The sequence below is a fragment of the Actinomadura sp. NPDC049382 genome (assembly GCF_040677125.1).
In the GTDB taxonomy this organism is placed as follows: domain Bacteria; phylum Actinomycetota; class Actinomycetes; order Streptosporangiales; family Streptosporangiaceae; genus Spirillospora; species Spirillospora geliboluensis.
Window position 1 is genome coordinate 1 of the sequence record NZ_JBFARO010000060.1, and the last position, 19600, is coordinate 19600.

The following is a 19600-nucleotide window of genomic DNA, read 5'->3' on the forward strand; positions in this document are numbered from 1 at the left end:
AACGGCGAAAGACGTCATCACGCCGCATAGGCTGCTCCAGCCGAAAATGTGATCACGAATGGGGCCAACTTGTCGATAGCGTACGAGTGTGGCTGAGATCTGGGACGAAGCGCAGCTGATCGCGGACGGATTCGAGCGCGCGCACGTCGAGCTGGACTGGTACGACGGCCCGCGCGTCGGCGTCGCCGATATCGACGGCCGGCCCCACTACTTCAAGGGCCACCACTACGAGCGTTACCACGAAGACGACGAGTACGAGGTCTGGCCTGCGAGCACTGAAGCGCTGGAGTGGGAGCGCGAGCAGTCCGAGATTTTCGTCAAGTGGAGCGAGCGCTACCGGGCAGGGGAGGTAGGGCCCGAGACCCACCCCGGCCATGGAGGCAACGCCCGCTACGACGAGCTGGACGCCCTACTCGCACCACACCGGCAAGCACCTGACAATGCGCGCCGGATGAAGCGCGAAATGCGTTTCGTCGCCAGAGACCCTGACGAGGCCGAGTCCGTGAACTACTGGTTCCGATGGCGCCCAACCACATGAAGTAGCCACCGTCTCGCCGCGACGACACGACTGAGTTACGCCCGTCAGCGGTAAGCAGCTCCGATATCGGGGCGTTACTTGTCGCGATCCCCGGAGTCGGAAGAAGGCCGATTCGCGCGGTCGTACGCTTCCTGCGCCGCCGACCAGTCGTCAAGGTAAGCGATCGCCCATTCCTCCAGCGCGCGCAGCGGCTCGCGCAGGGTGCGGCCCGCCTCGGTGAGGGAGTACTCAACGCGGACCGGTACTTCGGGGTGGACGGTGCGGTGCACGAGCCCGTCCCGTTCGAGCCCGCGGAGGGTCTGGGTGAGCATCTTCTGGGAGATGCCCTCGATGCGTCGGCGCAGCTCCGAGAAGCGGGCGGTGCCGTCCCAGAGGGCGCCCACGATGAGCACGGTCCAGCGGTCGCCGATGCGATCCAGGATGCGGCGGGTCGGGCAGTCCGCGCGGTAGGGGCTGCCGCGGAGCACCGGCTCGTCCGGGGTGGTTACCACAAAGTGCCTTCTTCCCGATGGAGAGTTGGGCTCGTACGGTAACCACTGCGCCCGTTCGGCGCCACCCGTCCTCCTGGAGAAAGGCACCTCATGTCTCGCATTACCGTCATCGGAGGCACCGGCTATGCCGGCTCGGCCATCGCCGCGGAGGCCGCCGCTCGCGGCCACCAGGTCACCGCACTGAGCCGCTCAGGCCCCGCCGCGCCGATCCCTGACGTGACCTATGTCCAAGGCGACGCCTCCGACGAAGCAACGCTCGCCGCAGCCATCGAGGGCTCGGATGTCGTAGTGGCCGCACTCGCCCCACGCGGCCCGCTGACCGACACCTTCCGTGACGTCTACCGCGCCGTCGCGCGCCTGGCCGAGGCCGCAGGCGCGCGCCTGTTCGTCGTCGGGGGCTACTCGTCACTGCGTCCCGCGCCTGGGGCGGATCGATTCGTCACCGACCTCAGCCGCGTTCCCGAAGAGCTCCACGACGAGATCCGCGCGGGTGCGGCGCTCGTCATCGAGGACCTCCCGGCCACGCCCGCGACGCTCGACTGGGTCTTCGTGAGCCCGGCGCTCAGGTTCGGCGCGCACATGCCCGCCGAACCACTCGGCCGCTACCGCCTCGGCGACGACGTCGCGGTCCAGCCCGATGACGGCGGCGCGATCTCCGCCGCCGACTACGCCCTAGGTTTCGTCGACCTGATCGACAAAGGCGACCACCACAGAACACAGGTCAACCTCGCCCACTAACACTCCACCCGCACCTGGAACAGCCTGATTCCAAGAACGAGCCGTGGCCCCACCGACCCGTGAGGTGCGGCGCAAGTACGGGGTGCATCGTTGGACGGTGCTTCCGTTCAAGCCGGTGATCGATCAGATGTTGTGGGCGGACCTGGACGCGCCCTGCTCGCGGTCCAGCACTGCCCGATATTCGGGGACGTGCCCGGCCAGGCCGAACTGTTCGGCGACCCGGTCACGGACGCCGGCTGCGTCGGAGGTCACGCTGACCAGCAGCCCGGCGACCACCCGCGGAGCGGGGCCCCCGCGGCCTGGGCGGCCCTGGTTATCGAGGGAACGATGTGGTCGGCCAGGGTTCGAGGGCCGGTCATCCAGGTCACGGTGCCGTCGGCGAGTTCGCCGGCCAAGCGCAGCATCGCGGGGCCAGGGCGGCCAGCAATATCGGCGGCGGCGTCGTCCCCGGAACGCTCACCTGACCCACGGACGTGAGCGTCTCACTCTGATGAGAGACCGCCTCCCCGCGCAGGAGGGGGCGCAGGACCGACAGGTACTCACGCATCCTCGCGGCAGGACGATCGGCCGGAAGACCGTACATGCCAGTGACCATCATCGAGATGCCCGCCCCGAGGCCCAGGGTGAGCCGGTTGCCGGTCGCCGCCTGGACGCTCAGGGCTTGACCGGCAAGGACAAGGGGGTGGCGTTGCGCGGCGGGCACCACCGCCGTCCCCAACTCGATCCCGGGCGCTGCGGTGCCGGCCAGGGTCAGGGCGGTCAGGGCGTCCCAGCCGAAGGCCTGCGCCGCCCACACACCGGTCAACCCGTGCTCGGCAGCACTCCCCACCTGCCGGACACGCGAAGCGATCCTGACCACCGGGGGCATGCTCCTCACCCGCGCCCAGCACGAGGGCAACGCACCCGCGGAACTCGACATCGCCGATCTGCTCAAGCTCGCCAACGCCATCGCCTGGGCCAGCGAGCAAAGCTCCGCAGACCCTTGCCTTCTCGACCGCCTCCTCGCCCTGGTCCACACCGGCCCTCCATACTCCCCGCCTGCATAAGCGGCCCCCGGCAAAAGCGACGCCACCCACGACCAGCATGATCGCCACACGCAAAACCGAAGGAGGCCATCAGTCCTTCGTGATCAAACCGTCGAAGATCGGGTCGGCGATAAGGCTCTGGCGCAGACCCGGCCACCACAACATCACCTCGTGGGCTCTGTAGGCCATCGTTGCTAAGTTAGGAGCCGCGGCTTCGGCCGTCATCACCCCTTACGAGGGCAAGAACAAGTCGGAGTCGCAGTCGGAAGACTTCCCTGGCCAATGTCGCAACAAGGCCCGGATCATGGTTGACCTGCTGGACCGTACGATTGCTCGGAAACCTCATCGCGTACTGGTATCAGAGGACAAGTCGTTTGCGATGACGCCTTGTGCGTGCTCCTGGCAGAGGACCTATCGAAGCGTCTCATTCTCGCCGCCCCAACTGCTGCCTCTGACGATCCGTCGTTGACCTGTGCGGACAAAATTCTCGCAAGTTCGGCGTACGGTCAGTCCTCAGTGCCTATATCGGTGCTGGAAGATACGGACGCCGACCAGGACAGTAGCGAGCAGCGCTGAGAAAACCATTACGTTACCGATCGAGCCTGTCTCTCCGCCCAACACGATACGAGCCGCCAACGCGGCTAGGAAGGCAGCTGCGAAGGCTGCGATCCAGTCGCGGAGCATTCGGTAGCCGGCAGTTCGGCGATCGGTCCGATTGGTCATGTTGTCACCTTGTGAGGTCATGGAAGAACGGGTCGTCAGGTTAGCAGTGAACTGTGCCTGGCAATGCGCTGATGCAGTCGTCTTACCGGCGGTAGCCCTTCCGAATGTCAAAGGCTGATGACATCGGCCGCTTGACGCTTGAAGTAGAGAATTGGTTGACAAGCGCGAGTGTGACATAGGTCACAAACTTGCCTCAGTCGATCTTCTTCCAAGTCTGCTGATCTTCAGCTTATGTTTAGCGGGCTTTACTCGGGCTTTATCCTGCGAGGTCATCGTGCATGTCCGTGCTGCTCGGGGTTCGTTCTTCCGGTCATCAGTTGTTGACAGAATGTGTCGACGCACCCGATGGCTTGCCGGATTGATGCCATTGGTGCTGGTCGCATCATTGCTGTCAACGCCCGTGACCTCGGTGAATGCGGCTGAGACGAGTCCGTCCGAGTCGACGACCCTGGACGCTGCGGTGGCGAAGGCCAAGGAGACGGGAAGTCCGGTCGAAGTCGCGGGCCGGACGTCGGAAACCAAGAAGTTGACCGCGTTGCCCGACGGTCAGTTCTCGCTGGAGACGGCGCCGGTCCCAGTCCGGGTGGAGCGGGATGGTGTGTTCCATGAGGCTGACCTGACGCTGGAGCGGACGGCTGATGGCAAGTACGCGTCACGGATGTCGGTCAACGGTGTGACCTTCGGCGCCGGCGGCGATGATGTGCTGGCCACGATGACCAAGGACGGCAAGAGCCTGACACTGACTTGGCCAGGGGCTGTGCTGCCAGTTCCTCAGTTGGATGGCCCGAGCGCCACTTTCGTTGACGGTGGCGGTGTTGGCGTGGACCTGGTGGTGCGGTCGACACCGACCGGGTGGTCCCACTACGTGGTGGTGAAGACGCCGGAGGCGGCGGCTGATCCCGCATTGGCGAAGATCGAGTTCGGAGTGCGTACTTCTGGGCTGCAACTGAAGGAGCTTTCCGGTAGTCGCCTGGCGGCTGTGGACGAAGCCGGCAACGAGCTCTTCAGTGCGCCGGAACCGCTGATGTGGGAGGGGCAGACAGCTCCGGCCGAGGCCCCCGCGGCGCCCACGAGCACGGAGGAGATTGCGGCCGGGCCGGCCCCTAAGGCCAGTACGGCTCCGATGTCGGTTGAGGTGGGGGGTGGTGTTCTCACCTTGACCCCTGATCCCGGACTGCTGACCGGCCCAGAGACCAAGTTCCCCATCGTTCTCGACCCGTCTTGGCAGACGTGGAACGCGGGCCGTGAAGACAACGGTGATGGATACGGCAGTCAGGAGGCGGGCTGGGCGTATGTCGATCGCACGTGGCCGAACTCGGCCTACTGGAAGCCGGACCGCTTGCCGACTGGCCGCGAGATCGAGGACGGCACCGACAAGCGGTCCTACATCCGGATGGACGCATCGGCGCTGCACCAGTGGTCTGGAAACGTCCAGGTGAAGGTTAACTCGGTTGACATCACCTTTGACACCCTCCATGCATGGTCCTGTGTCTCTCGCGATGTGCGGCTGTACAACACCACGCACATCAGTTCAGGTATGACGTGGGACGAGCGTCCGGGGGCCTTCATCCCTGAGGGATCGGGCTGGAGTAGCAGCTTCCTTCAAGCCGCAGCAGTAAAGGTGGGACGCCCGGACTGCGGTGACGCAGGAACGTCCAACGACGTAAAGTTCAGCGGGGGTAACCTGCCTCGTCTTCTCCAGTGGGCGACTGACCACAAGTGGGATATTTTCACGCTCGGGCTGTTTCCGGACGCGGATTACAACGACACCCATACCTGGAAGGTGATGGATGTCGATCCCAGGATGGTTGTGAAGTTTTCCCGGTACCCGATGCCGGCCAAGGACGTCCACATGAGGAATGGTGGGACGGCCAAGTATGCGTGCGTGCGCGGTAGCGGCCGCCCGTGGATGGGCGTCTCCAGAGACCGGACCGCCAACGCGATGATCACTGACTATGACGGTGACAACGAGGGTGGCGCCCAGGGACAACTGCTGGCGGCCGAGTACGAGTTGGCGCCCCTAGGGAAGCCCGCAGAGAGTTGGAAGCGGTACGTGCCTTCGGGCGGTGCGTTCCAGCACGCGGGCGCCGACGGCTACCTGCACACGTCGCTGACCACCGTCAAGGGTGATGACTTCCCGGCGACCGCTGACGGCGGCACGAGCTGGATGTGGCGCGTGCGCGGGATGGATGACACGAACTTGTACGGGCCTTGGTCGGCATGGTGTGAGTACACGGTGGACGCTCGCAGACCAAATGCACCCGAAGTGTCATCACCCGAATACCCGGCCGGTGCGACATCGGGCTATGACGCGGCCGCACGCAAGTATGTCCCCGGCAACTTCACCTTCGCGCCCGGCGGTTCCGGCGATGTAGTGAAGTTCGACTACAAATTCACCGACGGGACCGCGGGGACGAAAACGGTTGCTGCGGGCGAATCGGCGAACATTTCGTGGATACCGAAGCGGTTCGGGCCGCAATGGGTTGAAGTGACGGCCTACGACCGGGCCGGAAACTACAGCCCGACGAAGAAGTACGAGTTCGGCGTAACGCAGCCGCCGCGGGACGCGGCCTGGTCGATGGATGAGCCCAGCGGTGACACTGCCCATGCCGTCGGGCCGAGCGGAGCGGTCAACCCGAACGCCGATCTGGTCTTCAGCGGCAGCCCGGTCTTCGGGGAGGCGGGGAACCTCGGTGCCGGTTCGCCCACTGACCGTGCTGTGCGCCTTAACGGCACGACGCAGTTCGGTGAAGTGAAGCCATGGACCGATCTGGAAGGCAACCCGGTCACGCTGGTGGATACCAGCCAGCGGTTCATGTTCTCGACATGGCTGAAACTCGCGTCTGTCCAGGGCGACCAGGTCGCTGTCAGCCAGGCCGCTGCTGACGGGACGGTCTTCGAACTCGGATGGCTTGGCGGCAAATGGACGTTCCGGCATCGTGCGGCCGACGGCACCGTCCTGACGGCTGTCACGCGAGACATGACCCAGGCGGGGGACGGGCAGCCGTGGAGCGCTCACTGGGTTTCGCTGATGGGCGGCTATGACCCGGTCAAGCAAGAACTGTGGATGCGTACTCAGGCGGAGGGAGAGAAGGAGGTGTGCGACCCCGATGAACCGTGGAACTGCTCGACCGCACGGGTGATGGCCCCGGAGGTGAAGACCACCTCCACTACCTGGACGCCGGTGCCCGGCTCAGGCGCCCTGCTGGTCGGTGCGACGCCGAACGCAGCCGGCAAGAGCGCATTCTGGAACGGCTGGGTCGACGACTCCCAACTGTGGCCGCTGGCGCATCCAGATGAGACGGTCTTGAATGTGATCTACGCAGAGTCGGTCCAGAACCACGAGTTCGCTGGGAAGACGCTGCGCCTCGTGAACGTCAACTCCGGCCACTGCTTGGACGTCGCGGGCGCCGGAATGGAGAACGGCACGAATGTGCAGCAGTGGAACTGCAATGCGCAGCCCGCGCAGGACTGGCAGTTCACCGATGTCGGGGACGGCTACTACACGCTGACCAGGCCCCGTAGCGGCCAGTGCCTGGATGCGGACGGCACGGACGGTTCCGGCACCGCCGACGGGCGCAACGTCTGGCAGTACGAGTGCAACGGCAGCACGGGCCAGCAGTGGAAACCGGAGAAGAAAGCTGGCGGGTACTGGTTGAAGTCTCGGCGAAGCGACAAGTGCCTGGCCGTTGACGGAGCCTCTCCGGCCCCGGGGGCGAACGTTTCGCAGTGGTCATGCACGGACCCGATAGCCGATGAGCAGTTGTGGAACATCACTGCGTTGAAGCGACATCAGCTCGACGGAATAACCTATCCGCTGCTGGTCAAGAATGAGCAAACAAACCAGCAGAAGTGCATGGAGGTCGCAGGGGGCTCCACTGCTGATGGGGCCGCGGTGATGCCGTGGGAGTGTAATAATGAGCCTTGGCAGAAATGGCACTTCTCCGATTATGGTGATGGCTACTACATGCTGACCAACGTCAATACGATGAGCGGTGATGCGTCGACGGTCCGGTGCCTTGAGGTGGCCGACGCGCAAGACCAGGTCGATGCCGCAGTCCAGCAGGGCACCTGTCAGCCGGGTGCGGAGCATCAAATGTGGAAGGTCGTTGGTGTCGCAGATGACGGCAGCCTTGGTTACCGGCTTATCGCTAAGCATAGTGGCCTTGTCGCCGAGGCTCGTGACGAAGGCGCGGCAGCGGACGCGCGGGTGGTACAGGCCAATCCGGTGGAGCCGATTCCCGCGCGTCAAATATGGAAGTTGGATTTCTCGTGACGAGGTCAGAGCGACCACGCTCCTGCAGTCAGAGATCGCCTGCTGTCAGTGCGCCCCAAGAAAGTGCCGAAAAGCTGACTGCCCGGTGAAAGTGAAGGAATTGAGTTCGAAGATGAGGACTTCAGTGCCGGCCGCGGTTGTCGGCGGGATGCTGGCGGTGACACTGGTCGCCTCTCCGGTGCAGGCGGCGGAGGCGACGATTCCGCAGCGGATCGTGGTCGATCCGGTGGCGGTGCAGAACTGGGATGCCGATGTCACAGTGACCGGTCAGGTGCAGCAAGACCGTGGCGCCGGTTGGGTCGCGGCGCCAGCCGGTCTGGTGGTGCATTTCGACAGTCCGGACGGAGAACTCCAGGCGACGGCGCCGGTGCAGGCCGGGGGCCGGTTTCGTGCGACGTTCTATCCGGGACCGGGCAACATCATCGCCCGGGTGGCCGGCTACGGCCAGGTCGCCGACACCTCGGCTCGGGTCCTCGGCTGGATCAGCCGGCTGTACATCGACCACGCGCTGGGCGACCGGGAGACCAACCCGGTCTATCCGCTGCGCGGCAAGACCTTCGAGGTCCGCCGGACGCTGAAGGCGGTGCGCGGCGAGGCGCTACCTGGGCGGAAGGTGACGCTGTGGTGGGCGCCCAAGGGGACGTCCGGCTATCCGAAGACGGGATGGAAGCAGGTCGGTTCGGGTGTCACCGATACCAGGGGGCGGGTGAAGATCACGGCGACCGCGTGGACGACCGGGTGGCTGCGTACCGGTTTCGCCGGGGACGCCACCTACACCAAGGTCGACTCGGGTTACCCGTTCCGGGTGTACCACAAGACCGGGTTCGCCGGTTTCAACGCTTCCCCCGAGCCGGCGCGCAAGGGCCAGTATCTGACGCTCAAGGGCCGGTTGATGCGGTGGTCGTCCTCCAGCGGCTGGCAGCCGATCAAGGGCAAATGGGTCGGCGCGAAGTACCGGCTCAAGGGGCAGAAGACCTGGCGGACGCCGTCCTGCACCAACGGCGGCGCCGCGACCGACTCGGCCGGCTGGTTCCGGATGAAGTGCAAGACCCCCGCCGACGCCACCTGGATGGCCTACTACCTCAGCCCGTACGCCTCGCCCGACACGAGCAAGACCGACTTCCCCGCACAGGCCACCGACTACGTCGACGTCCGCTGAACGACTAGAGACCGTTCAACCGCCCGGCAGGTAAGCGCCGTGGCAGCCGAGGTGCCTTCGATAGGAATGAGGCGTCCGTGAAAGGTGTGTTGCGTGCGCTGGGCCGGGCGCATGGGCTGATCGCCGCCGTGGCGGTCGTACTCGCCCTCGCTTTGGTGGCCGGAGTGGCGGGCGAGGCGGCTGCAGCGGTGCGGCCCAGCCTTTCCGAGGACGGCGCCGCCCGCCGTCCGGCCACCCAGAAGACTCCTCGTATCAAGGGCAAGGCCGTCAAAGCCCGGGCGAGCAAGCTTCCTGGCACGGCTGGCACGCCGATCACGTCCAAGCCCGCCGCCCCGGTCTGGCCTGAGCCGGGACAGGGGACTGCGGATCTGTCGACGCTGGGCACTGGCAAGAGCAAGGACGGTCAGGCATCTGGCGGATGGGCGCGGGCCGGCAAGCTGCCGGTCTGGGCGGGCGCACCCACCGCTCGCAAGGGCGAGCGAACGGCCTCCTCGGCGGTGCCGCCGCGCGTGCAGGTGAGGATGGCCGATCGCAAGACCGCCAAGGCCACACGTACTGAGGCAGTCATGGCGGTATCCGCCCCGCAGGCGGGAACTGTCAGAGTCGGGCTCTCCTACGCGCAGTTCAAGAACGCCCACGGTGGTGACTGGGCGTCCCGGCTGCGCCTGGTGAAACTACCGGCGTGCGCGTTGAGTACCCCCGAACAGGCGCACTGCCGCCAGCGCACCGTCCTGCCCACGGTCAACGACACCAAGACCGCGACACTGTCTGCCGAGGTCACCGTGACCGACGGCTCCGCGCAGACCGGCACCGCCGCGGCCGAGCAGGCGACGGTGTTGGCCGCCGAGGCGGGCCCGTCCGGCCCGACCGGTGACTGGGGCGCCACCAGTCTGTCCCCGGCGTCCAACTGGAACGCGGGCAGCAACACCGGAGAGTTCTCCTGGAGCTATCCGATGCGGCTGCCGCCGGTTCCCGGCGAGCTGATGCCCGAGGTCACCGTCGCCTACAGCTCCGGGGCGGTGGACGGCAAGACCGCCGCCGACAACTCCCAGGCCTCCTGGATCGGCGATGGCTTCGACTACTGGCCTGGCTTCATCGAACGCAAGTACAAGCCGTGCATAGATGCAGGCCACGCCTCCGGCGACCTGTGCTGGGGCCGTCACAACGCGGTGCTGTCACTGAACGGACGCTCCACCGAGCTTTTGTATGACAGCGCTGCCCAGACCTGGCGTCCACGCAACGACGACGGCTCCACCATCGAACGGCTGACAGGTGCCACAAACGGCGACGACAACGGTGAGTACTGGAAGCTGACTGACCTGGACGGCGTCGAGTACTACTTCGGCATCAACCGTCCCGACGACTGGGAGAGCGGGGAGAAGGAGACCGACTCGACCTGGACGGTCCCGGTCTTCGGCGACAGCAGTGGTGAACCCTGTTACGACAGCACATTCAAGGACGCCTGGTGCCAGCAGGCGTGGCGGTGGAATCTCGACCACGTCGTCGATCCGCACAACAGCACCATCACCTATTTCTACGAGAAAGAGACCAATTACTACACCCGCTATCAGCAAACCACCGGTGGGACCCGTTACGACTCCGGCGGCTACCTGAGCCGCATCGACTACGGCCAGCGCAAGGGCTCCACCTACGCCACTCCGGCCACCGCCCGCGTCCGCTTCTCCGTTGCGTCACGTACGGACCTGCCCGACGACCGGATCTGCGACAGCGGTGAAACCTGCGGCTACGGCAAGACCTCGCCGACGTTCTTCAACCGCAAGCGCCTGACCAAGATCACCACCAAGCTTCGCAAAGACGGGACGGTCGCCACCGAGGACCCCGGTTACAAGATCGTCGACAGCTGGGACCTTGGCCAGACCTACCAGAACGGCGCGCTCTGGCTGCACACCATCGACCAGACCGGCCACGACGGCATCGACACCCAGGCTCCGCGCATCACCCTGTTCGGCCAGCTCATGACCAACCGGGTGATCACTGGACGGTCCGGCACCGGAGTGGACGCTCTGCCCGGGTACGACCGGCCCCGCCTGGTCGGGATCGACAACGGCACTGGTGGAACCACAAGCGTCGGCTACTCCGATCCCTACGCCAGCCCCACACCGGTCGGAGAGTGCGTTTATTCGGCCGGCGGCATGCCCGATCCAAAGAGCAACACCAAACGCTGCTTCCCGGTGAAGTGGGAACAGCCCGACGGCACGCTGGTCAACGACTGGTACCACAAGTACGTCGCCAGCTACATCATCGAGGCCGACAACACCGGCCAGTCCAGGTCTCAAATCACGCGCTACACCTACCTCGGCGACGCCGCATGGCGGTACGCCGAGGACGACGGGATGACCAAGGACAAATGGCGCACCTGGTCCCAGTGGCGCGGCTATGCCAAAGTCCGCACCGTTACCGGCGACGGTCAGAACGGTGAACAGCAGTCGCGCACCGAGACCACCTATGCCCGCGGCATGGACGGCAACTACCAGGGCAAAGGCAACCCGCGCCAGAGCGTGACCGTCACCGACTCCAAGAACCTGCTCGGCGGGATCAGCGACCTCGATCCGCTCGCTGGTGCTGTCCTGGAGACCCGTAGCTTCAACGGCGCTTTCACCGACGCCGCCGAAGTCTCCGCGAGCGTGTCGCGGCCCAAGTGGACCAAGACCATTAGCCGTACCTTCCACGACACCAACTCCGACGACGACATCACCGTTGACGGCGGACGCGTCCAACCGCAGTGGACCAAGGGCCGATCGCGCAAGGCCGACGGCACCGACTTCAACACCGAGACCACTTTCGACTACGACTCGCTGGGCCGCACCGTCGCCGTCGACAACGAAGGCGACGTCACCACCGCCGCCGACGACACCTGCACCCGTACCGTCTTTCCCAGCGGCACGGCGCCCGCCGGCGCGATCCGGTCCCAGCCGATCCGCAACCTTTCGGTAGCGGTCGATTGCGACAACGACGCCAGTCACGAACCGAACTTGGTCCCCGCCGACATGATCTCCGACACGAAGATCATGTATGACGGCACGGCATACGGCGCCTACCCGACCGTCGGCAATGCCACCCGCACCGAGAAGGCCACCGGCGTCTCGGGCGGCCGCTCCACCATGACCACAGCCGTCACCACCACCTATGACGGTTACGGCCGCGTCCTGGAGACCACCGACGTCGGCGACCCCGCCACCCCCGACGACGACCGCACCACCAAATCCACCTACACCAACGCCCCCGAGGGCTGGCTGAAATCCAGCACCCTCACCACCCCGCCGGTCAGCGTCGGCGGCGCCGCACCGGCCGGATTCACCACCACCACCGAGTACAACCCCGCCCGCGGCACCCCCACCAAAGTCACCGACACCAACGGCCGCGCCGGAGAAGGTGAGTACGACGGGCTAGGCCGCCTGGTGCGCGCGTGGCTGCCCAACAACACCCGCGCGAAGAACCCTGACCGGCCCTCCACCATCTACACCTACACCTTCCCCACCGACGGCAACCCGGTCTCGGTCACCACCAAGACCCTCACCAACACCAGCCCGGTCACCTACGAGACCTCCGTCGACCTGCTCGACGGCCTGCTACGGGCCCGCCAGTCACAGAACGAGGCGGTCGGCGGCGGCCGGATCGTCACGGACACCAAGTACGACAGCCGCGGTCTGGTCTTCAAGACCAACGCCGCCTACGTGCTCACCGGTGACCCGTCCGGTGTGCTGACGACCGCCGACGACAACCAGATCCCCAGCCAGACCCTCAGCACCTACGACGGCGCCGAGCGGATCCTCACCACCACGCTCTACAGCTACTCCACCCAGAAGTGGACCACTACCAACCAGTACGACGGTGAGCGAACCACGGTCATCCCCCCCTCGGGAGCGATGCCTTCGGCGACCGTGACCGACGCCCTCGGCCGCACGGTCGAAACCCGCCAGTACAAGACCACCAACCTGTCCGGCGCCTATCTGGCAACCACCGTCGCCTACGACGGCGCCGGACGCCCGGCCGAAGCCCGCGACGCCGCCGGCAACCTCTGGAAGACCACCTACGACGTCCAGGGCCGCCCGGTCACCAGCACCACCCCCGACAAGGGCACCTCGACCGTCACCTACGACCACTTCGACCAGGTCGCCACCAGTACCGACGCCCGCGCCACCACCCTGAGCTACAGCTACGACAAGCTCGGCCGCCCCCTGGAGGTCAAGAACGGCACCACGCCGCTGACCTCCATGACCTACGACACCGTCCCGTACGCAAAGGGCCTGCCCGCCACCTCCACCCGCCACATCGGCACCGACAAGTACACCACCGCCATCACCGGCTACGACGGGCTCTACAACGCCAAGGGAACAACCGTCACGATCCCCGCCTCCCAGGGAGCGCTGGCCGGGACCTACACCACCACACAGTCCTACAACTTCAACGGCTCCCCGCTTACCACCTCCTACCCGGCGGTCGGCGGGAGCACGGGACTCCCCGCTGAGAACGTCACCACCGAATACAACGACGACGGCCTGCCCGAATGGACGCACGGCCTGGCCGCCTACGTCGGCGGCACCGTCTACAACGGGCACGGCGACATCACTCAACTGGCGATGGCGGCGGAAGATGACAAATTCCTCTGGCAGACCTTTGATCGGGACCCGGCCACCAACCGCCTGACCCGTTCCACCGTCAAACGCCAGGCCTCGACTGCCACCTTCGATCTGGAAACGAAGTACGACTACACGGACGCCGGTTCCATCAGGTCGATCCTGACCAACGCCGCAGGCAAATCCGCTGATCGGCAGTGCTTCACCTACGACTACGCCCAGCGGTTGACCGAAGCCTGGTCCACCACCAACACCGACTGCACCGCCGTCCCGACCGCCACCACCATCGGCGGCCCCGCTCCCTACTGGACCAGCTACGAGTACGACCCCAACGGCAACCACGGCGACAAGGTCGGCAACCGCACCAAGGAGATCCAGCACTCCTTCGCCGGCGGCCCCACCGCCGACAAGACCCGCACATACACCTATCCCGCCCCTCTCGGCGACAGCGGCTTCACCAGCCCACACGCGCTGAAGTCGCTCACCGAAACCGACGGCACCACCAGCACCACCGATCTGTACACCTACGACCAGGTCGGCAACACCCTCACCCGCCCCGGCCAGAAACTCGTCTGGGATGCCGAAGGCAACCTGTCCAAGGTCACCGACGACTCCGGCAAGGAACTGGCCAGCTTCATCTATGACGCCGCTGGTAACCGTCTCATCCGCAAAGACACCAACGGTTCGACCCTGTACCTGGCCAGCCAAGAGGTAAAGGTCTCCACCAGCGGAACCGTCACCGCGACCCGCTACTACAGCCACGCCGGCCAGACCATCGCCTACCGCACCGGCACCTCCAGCTCCACCATCCAGTTCCTCATCCCCGACTATCAGGGCAGCGCCGACACCACCGTCAACGCCGTCGACCAGAACACCTGGAGCGTCCGCCGGTTCGCGCCCTTCGGCGCCGAACGCGGCAGTCCCATGGGCACCTGGCCCGCCCTCATGGACAAGGGCTACGTCGGCGGCACCAAAGACAACGCCACCGGCCTGACCCACCTCGGCGCCCGAGAATACGACCCCGGCACCGGCCGTTTCCTCAGCGCCGACCCGATCACCGGCGGCGGTGACCCTCTCACCGCCAACGGCTACTCCTACGCTGGCAACAACCCCATCGACCACTCCGACCCCACCGGCATGCTCCTCGACGGCGGGGCACACGGCACCCTGCCCAACTCCAATAGGACCGAACGCGAAGACATCAACAACCAGCACCGCAACAACTTCAGGTATGGGGGAGGCGGGACGATCTACGTCGTGCCGTCCATCCCCTCGGGCGGTGGTTGCTGGGTCGGCTGCAACGGCAGCGTGGGAGCAAAGTCGGTACCGGTCAAGAAACACTGCGGCTGGAGCTGCAAGGTCGGCAAGGTCGGCGGCTTCCTGAAGAAACACCAGGCCACCATCGCCGGACTCGCAGCTGGCGGCATATGCCTAGCTGCAACCAGTGGCACCGGAACCGTAGGCTGCGCCGCCGTCGCCGGATGGGTCTACGGAGCAGTCAGCTACCACCAGAACACACCCGCTGACCAACAAACTCTTTTGGGTGGCTTCAAGGCCAGCCTTACCGGCGCAGTAATAGAGGTCGGCCTAACTGTAACTGGTGCGAAAGTTGCCAAGGTCGCGGCTCCGCTACTCAAGAGAGTAGCTCCCAAGATCATCCAAAAGCTCGCAGGTAGAGCCAAGGGCGGCTCACCAGGTCGCGGCGGCAGCGCAGCAAAGAAAGCACCGGCGGCCGCCAAGAACCCGGCAAAAGCCGCAGACGACGCACCTGCCTCAGGCAGCGGAGGTGGGTGCCTCCGACCAAGCAGTTTCATGCCCGGCACCGCCGTCCTGATGGCCGACGGATCAACGAAACCGATCGACAAGATCAAGGTCGGCGACAAGGTCCTGGCCACCGATCCGACCACCGGCAAGACCGCACCCCAACCCGTCCTCGCCACCATCAGCCGCACCGGAGCTAAGCACCTTGTTCGGCTCACCGTCGACACCGACGGTGACCACGGCGACAAGACCGGCACACTGGTCGCCACCGACAACCACCCCTTCTGGGTCCCCGCAGCAGGCAAGTGGATCGACGCAGGCAAACTCAAGCCCGGCACGTGGCTCCGCACCAGCGCCGGCACCCACGTCCAACTCACCGCAACCAAGACCTGGACCCAGCACCAGCGCGTCCACAACCTCACCGTTGCCATCGACCACACGTACTATGTGGAAGCTGGCGACACCCGTGTCCTCGTGCACAACTGCCCAGAGATGGCGAGGGGGGCTCTGAATGATGAAGCGTACTCTCGAATCGAGAATGCCTACGGCCCTAAAGTTGCCGAAGGGGTGGATCATAATGTTCAGCGGATGCATGATGGTTCTGCGACTGCAGTTGATCACGATATCCCCAGGATTGGGCACGATCCGGATGCGCTTGGTGAATACTTTGCGGATTGGCTTTCGCGAGATATGACGCACGTTGATACGACGACCGGTGCACGGGTTGCATATGATTCCGAGCGTGGGGTACTTATTGTCCAAACTGCGTATCGTATCCACGGATACGTTTACAACGAAGACACCTTCGAGGCGAGCGGGAGGTATGTCCTGTCGTGAGGTCATCGATTCGTGTTGTCTTTCGAAGTGGAGGCAACTATGGGCTGTTGCTAAGTGATGAGCAACGAGACGCGATAACGTCGAGCCTCGAACTCATGGCCAGTATTGTACAACCTGCTATCTCGCTAAAGGTTCAAGTGGGGGCCTCTAAGTCGGATCTATGCGAGATTGGAGAAAAAGTTGGGAAGGGTGACGCCGAAACGCCTGTGGCTCTTTCTTCTCAAGAGCTGCACATCATCCATTCTGCGCTACTTTCCACGCTTATTCAATTCCGCCGAGAGGAGGACTTCTATATTCGAGTAGGATTCTTTCGGGACAACTTGATGCGATTGAGTGAAGGGATCGCAAAAGCTGCTGCTGTGGCTGGGTGATAGGGAACTTGCGGCGGTACGAGCAACTGTTCCAGGCCTCAGATGGCCATGTCGCTGGCGCTAAGTGGTCTGCGCCGTAAGTTCCTCGGGGGTGTGTGGTCAGCAACCGAGGTAGAGGCCGCAGGCGCAGTCGAGGGCTTCTTGAGGGCTGCCGGCGGTCATGCCGGTGGGCAGGATTTGGTTCTCGTACTTGCCGCTGCTGGCCAGGTAGAGGCCGAATCCCCAGATTGAGGCCGATCCGCCGTAGCGGAGCCGGATGAGCGGTAGCCGGTCCCCGCCTCCGAGTTCGCCTTCGACATAGGCGAACTGGCCGTGGTAGCGGATGTGCAGGTCGCTGAGCTGGGGCCAGTGCTCGCGGGCGTGCTGGCGCAGCCGTTGTGTCAGGGAGGTCTTGGTCGAGGCGGGGATCGCGGGCGGCATGGCGACCATCTTGCCCTTGCGGCGCGTCCGGCGCGCCTGCCGCAGACGAGCACGGCAAGATCAACACTTTCGCCGTGATCCTGTCAGGAAAGTGTCCCCGTGCCCGTTCTGTGTGCCCGTCAGATCAGTGTGACCGCCGGCGACCGGCGTCGACTCACCAAGCTGGCGTCCTCCCGCACCGCCCCGCACCAGCAGGTGATCCGTGCCCGGATCGTGCTGGCAGCCGAATGCGGCCTGTCCAACAACGCGATCTCCCGCCGCCTGGGCATCAGCGTGGACACTGTCCGGTGCTGGCGCGGCCGCTATGGCGACCACGGTTTGGCGGGACTGGCCGACCGGCCCCGGTCCGGGCGACCGCCCTGCCTCAGCCCCTGCAGATCGCCGAGGTCAAGGCGCTGGCCTGTCAGCTGCCGGCCGAGACCGGGGTGCCGCTGTCGCGGTGGAGCTGCCCGGAGCTGGCCGACGAAGTCATCAGCCGCGGCATCGTGTCGGCGATCTCGGCCTCGCCCAGCTCCCGGTACCGCGTGGCCCATCGCCGGGCGGTACCGGCCGAGCTGGAACCGTTCGGCGGCCCGCCGCAGCGGCCAGCAGTCATCGACCACGCAGCGGGCCAAGCGCAAGCGTCCGGCCTTAGTTAGCGGGGCGTTACGGTGGGGTGTCGCATACCGTTACCCCCGCTGCCAGGTTGGCCACCTCAACGTAGTCTCCGGAGGGCGGGGCGCCGTCGGCGTGGAGGCGGACGGGTTTACGGAAGGTCGTACCGGCCGTCTCGAACGTTGGAGACGAATGCGGTCCAGTTCCGGGGGCTGCGGGAGAGGTGTCCGGCGTCGGGGGCCCTTGCTGTCTCGTACTCCGATCTCTGCGGCTAGTCCGGCTACCTCTACGCAGTTGCCGCCGGCGCCGTTGCTGCGTCGGCTCTTCCGCCAGGTGGTGTGTGGGAAGTCGCTGGCGTGCCTGATGTGCCTTCGGTGGTTGCCTAGTGGTCGTAGCGTCCGGCTCGTGCGCCCTTGATGAAGGTGGCCCATGCTCGGTGGCTCAGCGTGATGTGTCCGGCGTCTGGGGCCTTGCTGTCGCGGACGGCGACCGCACCGGCGATGTGGGTTATCTCGACGCAGGCGCCGTTCTGGCCGCTGCGGGTGCTCTTTCGCCATCTCGTCTGCGAGGGGTCGGTGGCGTCCATGCCGTGTCTCCGGACGTGGGTGGGCTGGTCGGCTTGGAAGCGGCCAGGCTTATGGAAGGTCGTATCGGCCGTTTCGTACGTCGGACACGAACACGGTCCAGGTCTGCGGGTTGAACGAGAGGTGCCCGGCGTCCGGGGCCTTGCTGTCCCGTACTCTGACCTTCGCGGCGAGCACGGCAACCTCGGCGCAGTTGCCGTTCTGGCCACTCCGGGAGCTTTTGCGCCATGCGGCACGGGGCGAGTTCGGGGTGTCCTTGCCGCGTCTCTGTTGGTGGCTCGAGGGCGTTGGGATGGCCGGGTTCATGGGAGGTCGTACCGGCCGCTTTGGACATCGGTTACGAACGCGGTCCAGTTCTGCTTGTTGAACAAGAGGTGTCCGGCGTCGGGGGCCTTGCTGTCCCGCACTCCGATCTCTGCTGCGAGTCCGGCTACCTCTACGCAGTCGCCGCCGGCGCCGTTGCTGCGGGTGCTCTTGCGCCAAGTGGCGCGGGAGGTCTGCATGGTTCCGCCCTCCTTGCTTCTGTAGTTGTGGGGCTCACGTCATGGTGTCGGCCGCGCGAGCGATGAGCGCCAGTGAGTCGCTTGGACGCAGGGCCGCCGCGCGCAGATGGTCAAATGCCAGCGTATATCGGTTGATTTCGTGTGCCTTCTCCAAGTAGAGGCTGCCCGTTTGAGTCTCCATGAACACCACCTTCGGGTCGGATGGCTCCGGGAACCTCAGTAGCGTGAACGAACCGCTCATCGCCGGGTGTGCGCCAGCATCAAACGGAAGGACCTGAAGCGTGACGTTGGGGAGCTTCGCCATCTCGCCCAAGTGATGAAGTTGGTCCTGCATGGTCTGGGCACCGCCGACCTGTCGGCGGATGACCGCCTCGTTGAGGACTGCCCAGAACTTGGGGCCGCCGTCTGCCGTGAGGTACTCAGAGCGCGCCATACGGAGCGCGACGCGCTTCTCTATCTCGGTCTCGTCCTCGATTGGGAACGCTGTAAAGACGCTATGTGCGTACTCGGCGGTCTGGAGTAGGCCGGGGACGTGCTCGGCGTCGTACCGCTCCATGGACACCGCGTCGGACTCAAGCCCTACGTAGACCTCGAACCATGTCGGGATGGCTTCGCCGTAGCTGTGCCACCAGCCCTTTTGGCGTGCCTCGCGCGCCAGGGCCATGAGGACGTCTCTTGCCTCTCCCTCCACGCCGTAGACGTTGAGCAGGTACTTGACGTCGCGCGGTAGGACGCCGACCCGGGCGTTCTCGATCCGACTGACCTTGGCGGTAGACCATTCGAGCCTCTCAGCCACCTCCTCGATGGTGAGACCGAGCCGCTCCCGCTGTTGGCGCAGCTCAGCGGCCAGACGGCGACGCTTCACGGTGGGTGCACTCCGCGCAGTCAAGTCGATACCCCTTGTGATTAGTATCTTGCATCTGTATGTTGCGGATGCTCTGTTCGTGCGTGGACAGTGTTCCATCGGTTGCGGAGTGTGTGC

The 19600-nt window shown here is 65.2% G+C and carries 16 protein-coding genes and 2 pseudogenes; 8 read left to right on the top strand and 10 right to left on the bottom strand.

The genetic code is table 11. The annotated features are described in order from the left end of the window. The first annotated feature begins 88 nt into the window (after nucleotides 1-88). Nucleotides 89-538, top strand: a complete 450-nt coding sequence (locus tag AB0K34_RS28450) for a hypothetical protein (protein WP_089327263.1) — start codon at nucleotides 89-91, stop codon at nucleotides 536-538. 74 nt (nucleotides 539-612) lie between these two features. Here AB0K34_RS28450 and AB0K34_RS28455 read toward each other — a convergent pair whose 3' ends face one another. Continuing rightward, nucleotides 613-1029 carry a helix-turn-helix domain-containing protein gene (locus AB0K34_RS28455; protein WP_089327262.1) on the bottom strand — a complete coding sequence of 139 codons (417 nt, stop codon included), beginning with the start codon at nucleotides 1027-1029 and terminating at the stop codon, nucleotides 613-615. A gap of 90 nt (nucleotides 1030-1119) precedes the next feature. On the opposite strand from AB0K34_RS28455, the gene AB0K34_RS28460 reads away from it, so the two are divergent. Beyond that, nucleotides 1120-1767, top strand: coding sequence for an NAD(P)H-binding protein (locus AB0K34_RS28460; protein ID WP_364551994.1), 648 nt, complete (start codon nucleotides 1120-1122; stop codon nucleotides 1765-1767). A 123-nt stretch (nucleotides 1768-1890) separates the two neighbouring features. Here the strand turns inward: AB0K34_RS28460 and AB0K34_RS28465 are convergent, their stop codons facing one another. Both AB0K34_RS28465 and AB0K34_RS28470 read right to left on the bottom strand, forming a co-directional pair. Further along, the gene (locus AB0K34_RS28465) at nucleotides 1891-2019 is read right to left on the bottom strand and encodes a hypothetical protein (RefSeq protein ID WP_274704634.1); all 129 of its coding nucleotides are present in this window, start codon (nucleotides 2017-2019) and stop codon (nucleotides 1891-1893) included. A 112-nt stretch (nucleotides 2020-2131) separates the two neighbouring features. Next, complete coding sequence (locus AB0K34_RS28470; RefSeq protein WP_301178254.1) at nucleotides 2132-2626, bottom strand: LLM class flavin-dependent oxidoreductase; 495 nt, start codon at nucleotides 2624-2626, stop codon at nucleotides 2132-2134. Nucleotides 2627-2633: 7 nt separating this feature from the next. Here AB0K34_RS28470 and AB0K34_RS28475 point away from each other — a divergent pair, with 7 nt between their 5' ends. The 5 genes from AB0K34_RS28475 to AB0K34_RS28495 all read left to right on the top strand — a co-directional run bounded on the left by AB0K34_RS28475 (nucleotide 2634) and on the right by AB0K34_RS28495 (nucleotide 16517). Further along, entirely contained in the window at nucleotides 2634-2813 is a 180-nt protein-coding gene (locus tag AB0K34_RS28475) for a hypothetical protein (RefSeq protein WP_356948804.1), read from the top strand. A 1063-nt stretch (nucleotides 2814-3876) separates the two neighbouring features. Then, complete coding sequence (locus AB0K34_RS28480) at nucleotides 3877-7791, top strand: RICIN domain-containing protein (protein ID WP_171069169.1); 3915 nt, start codon at nucleotides 3877-3879, stop codon at nucleotides 7789-7791. Between the two features lie 85 nt (nucleotides 7792-7876). Next, on the top strand, nucleotides 7877-8950 hold the full coding sequence (locus AB0K34_RS28485) for a hypothetical protein (RefSeq protein WP_301178296.1): 1074 nt from the start codon (nucleotides 7877-7879) through the stop codon (nucleotides 8948-8950). A gap of 77 nt (nucleotides 8951-9027) precedes the next feature. Then, nucleotides 9028-16146 (top strand): polymorphic toxin-type HINT domain-containing protein, encoded by a 7119-nt coding sequence (locus AB0K34_RS28490; protein ID WP_138638370.1) that lies wholly within the window; start codon nucleotides 9028-9030, stop codon nucleotides 16144-16146. A gap of 95 nt (nucleotides 16147-16241) precedes the next feature. Further along, nucleotides 16242-16517, top strand: a complete 276-nt coding sequence (locus AB0K34_RS28495) for a hypothetical protein (RefSeq protein WP_138638371.1) — start codon at nucleotides 16242-16244, stop codon at nucleotides 16515-16517. Nucleotides 16518-16616: 99 nt separating this feature from the next. On the opposite strand, the gene AB0K34_RS28500 is transcribed toward AB0K34_RS28495, so the two are convergent. Next, nucleotides 16617-16937 carry a hypothetical protein gene (locus tag AB0K34_RS28500; RefSeq protein WP_138638372.1) on the bottom strand — a complete coding sequence of 107 codons (321 nt, stop codon included), beginning with the start codon at nucleotides 16935-16937 and terminating at the stop codon, nucleotides 16617-16619. A gap of 195 nt (nucleotides 16938-17132) precedes the next feature. On the opposite strand from AB0K34_RS28500, the pseudogene AB0K34_RS28505 reads away from it, so the two are divergent. Further along, nucleotides 17133-17285 (top strand): annotated as a pseudogene (locus AB0K34_RS28505) (helix-turn-helix domain-containing protein); the annotation flags it as partial. Between the two features lie 139 nt (nucleotides 17286-17424). Here the strand turns inward: AB0K34_RS28505 and AB0K34_RS28510 are convergent. The 6 genes and pseudogenes from AB0K34_RS28510 to AB0K34_RS28535 form a co-directional block, all read right to left on the bottom strand. Further along, nucleotides 17425-17557, bottom strand: a pseudogene (locus AB0K34_RS28510) (helix-turn-helix domain-containing protein); the annotation flags it as partial. A 48-nt stretch (nucleotides 17558-17605) separates the two neighbouring features. Further along, nucleotides 17606-17962, bottom strand: a complete 357-nt coding sequence (locus AB0K34_RS28515) for a DUF397 domain-containing protein (protein ID WP_138638373.1) — start codon at nucleotides 17960-17962, stop codon at nucleotides 17606-17608. Further along, complete coding sequence (locus AB0K34_RS28520) at nucleotides 17914-18117, bottom strand: DUF397 domain-containing protein (RefSeq protein WP_138638374.1); 204 nt, start codon at nucleotides 18115-18117, stop codon at nucleotides 17914-17916. The genes AB0K34_RS28515 and AB0K34_RS28520 overlap by 49 nt, the downstream gene beginning before the upstream one ends. Before the next feature lie 49 nt (nucleotides 18118-18166). Beyond that, a complete protein-coding gene (locus tag AB0K34_RS28525; RefSeq protein WP_138638375.1) occupies nucleotides 18167-18421 on the bottom strand; it encodes a DUF397 domain-containing protein in 255 nt (84 codons plus the stop codon). Then, nucleotides 18418-18618 (bottom strand): DUF397 domain-containing protein, encoded by a 201-nt coding sequence (locus AB0K34_RS28530; protein ID WP_138638376.1) that lies wholly within the window; start codon nucleotides 18616-18618, stop codon nucleotides 18418-18420. Before AB0K34_RS28530 ends, AB0K34_RS28525 begins: the two co-directional genes overlap by 4 nt. A gap of 34 nt (nucleotides 18619-18652) precedes the next feature. Then, entirely contained in the window at nucleotides 18653-19483 is an 831-nt protein-coding gene (locus tag AB0K34_RS28535) for a helix-turn-helix transcriptional regulator (protein WP_240808008.1), read from the bottom strand. Nucleotides 19484-19600: the final 117 nt, after the last annotated feature.